The organism is Lapillicoccus sp. (assembly GCF_025353065.1).
In the GTDB taxonomy this organism is placed as follows: domain Bacteria; phylum Actinomycetota; class Actinomycetes; order Actinomycetales; family Dermatophilaceae; genus Lapillicoccus.
Window position 1 is genome coordinate 1 of the sequence record NZ_JANXRJ010000233.1, and the last position, 2,056, is coordinate 2,056.

Here is a 2,056-nt window from a genome sequence, read left to right on the forward strand (position 1 = left end):
GATGTCCGCGATCGCCTCACCACCGCCCGCGATCAGGACCGCAACGTCCGCTAGGTGGTTGGTGTTTTTCGCGTGTCGTCGGTCGGGTCGGGCCGTTCGTTTTGGGAGGATGGGAACGGCCGGTTGTGTTGTGTGTGTTGGGGGTTCGTCATGACGTTGGGTGTGGCTCCGAGGCAGGGTGATCTGCTGCGTACGACGGCGGGTTTTTGTGACGGGCGGGTCCGGGGGGACTCGATCTATGGGGTGTTGCACCGGGAGTGCTTCACGTTGTTCCCGGATGAGATGTTCACGGACCTGTTCACCGATGTGGGTCGGCGGTCGGTGCCGCCGATGATTGTGGCGGTGGTGATGGTGTTGCAGCGGATCGAGGGCTGCAGCGACCGGGAGGCGGTGGACCGGTTCGCCTTCGATGCGCGGTGGAAGTACGCCGCGGGCGGCCTGGATTTTGACTATCCGGGGTTCGTGCACACGGTGCTGGTGGACATGCGGGCCCGGTTGGCCGCCTCGGCGGCGCCGGACCGGATCTTTGAGGCGGTGCTGGCGGTGGCGAAGGCAGCGGGGCTGGTCGGGCGCAAACGGGTCCTGGACTCCACCCCGATCTATGACGCGGTGGCCACGATGGACACGGTGACCTTGGTCCGGTCCGCGCTCCGGGGGGTGCTGCGGGTCGCCGGCAGCGGGTTGGCGGCGGGGCTGCGGGCGGTGTTGACCCGCGACGACGACTACGCCGACGCGGGGAAACCGGTGTGTGACTACGACGACCCGGCTGCGCGGGTGGTGCTGGTCGACGCGTTGGCCAGGGACGGGATGGCGGTGCTGGGCGTGTTGGAGGGGCGGGAGCTGGCGGTGGGGGTGGCCGCGGCCGGTGAGCTGTTGGCGACGGTGCTGGGTCAGGACCTCGATCAGGACGAGGCGGGGGTGTTCCGGATCGTCCGGCGGGTCGCGAAGGACCGGGTGATCTCCACGGTGGACCCGCAGGCCCGGCACGGGCACAAGACCGCGGCCCGTAGCTTCGATGGGTACAAAGGCCATCTCGGAATCGACCCGGACTCCGAGATCATCACTGCAACCACGGTCAGCGCAGGGAACGCCGGCGACGCCGCCGTGGCTGAGGACCTGATCGCGGACCTGCTCGGGCACGACCAAACCGAGGACAGCGCGGCCGACGCGGGCCCTGAGGACAGCGCGGCCGAGAACGACAGCGCGGCCGCCGAGGCCGACGCGGCCGGTGATGACGACGCGGTCGAGGGGGAACGCGCGAGTGTGTACGGCGACAACGCGTACGGCACCGGCGCTTTCCATGACCGGCTGGAACGGTCCGGGATCGAATCCAAGTGCAAGACCCAGCAACCTGCCAACTCCGGCGGTCGGTTCCCCAAGACCGCGTTCGGCATCGACCTCGAAGCCGGGAGCGTGACCTGCCCGGCCGGGGCCACCGCCCCGATCCGTCGCGGTCCCACCGGGGCCGGTACCGCCCGCTTCGGGCCCGCCTGCGCGGGGTGCCCGCTGCGTCAGCAGTGCACCACCGCCGCGGTAGGGCGCAGCGTCAGCGTCGGCCCGTTCGAGGAACAGCTGGCCGCGGCCCGGGCCCGGCAACAGGACCCGACCTGGGTCGGCGACTACCGGGCGACCCGGCCCAAGGTGGAACGCAAGATCGGGCACCTCATGCGCCGCCAGCACGGCGGTCGCCGGGCCCGGGTCCGCGGCCGGGTCAAGGTCGCCGCGGACTTCGCGCTGCTCGCCGCGTCCGTGAACCTGGCCCGTCTCGCGGTTCTTGCCGTGGTCTCGCTCCCCGGAGCGGGGTGGGCCACCGCGACCGGGTGACATCAGGGGGTCAGCAGCCCCGACAGGCCTGCCCGACAGCCGAACTGGGCACCCCAGGGCGCGAACCGGGCCGAAGGGGTGTCACCAGTCAACTCCCCACCCACTCCAGAGGCTGGCTGCCGGGCCATAACCTTCTCCCACCGGCCACCGCGCCCCCACAGACAGCCATTGGACACCAGCCACCTAGGACGCACTTGGACCGCGCTGGCCAATCACCGATCCCCCTGTCGGG

General features: G+C 70.7%; 1 protein-coding gene. It reads left to right on the forward strand.

Annotated features, from left to right (window positions below; all coding sequences use genetic code 11):
- The first annotated feature begins 282 nt into the window (after positions 1-282).
- Positions 283-1,824 carry a transposase gene (locus tag Q0R63_RS17625; RefSeq protein WP_295700210.1) on the forward strand — a complete coding sequence of 514 codons (1,542 nt, stop codon included), beginning with the start codon at positions 283-285 and terminating at the stop codon, positions 1,822-1,824.
- Positions 1,825-2,056 lie beyond the last annotated feature (232 nt).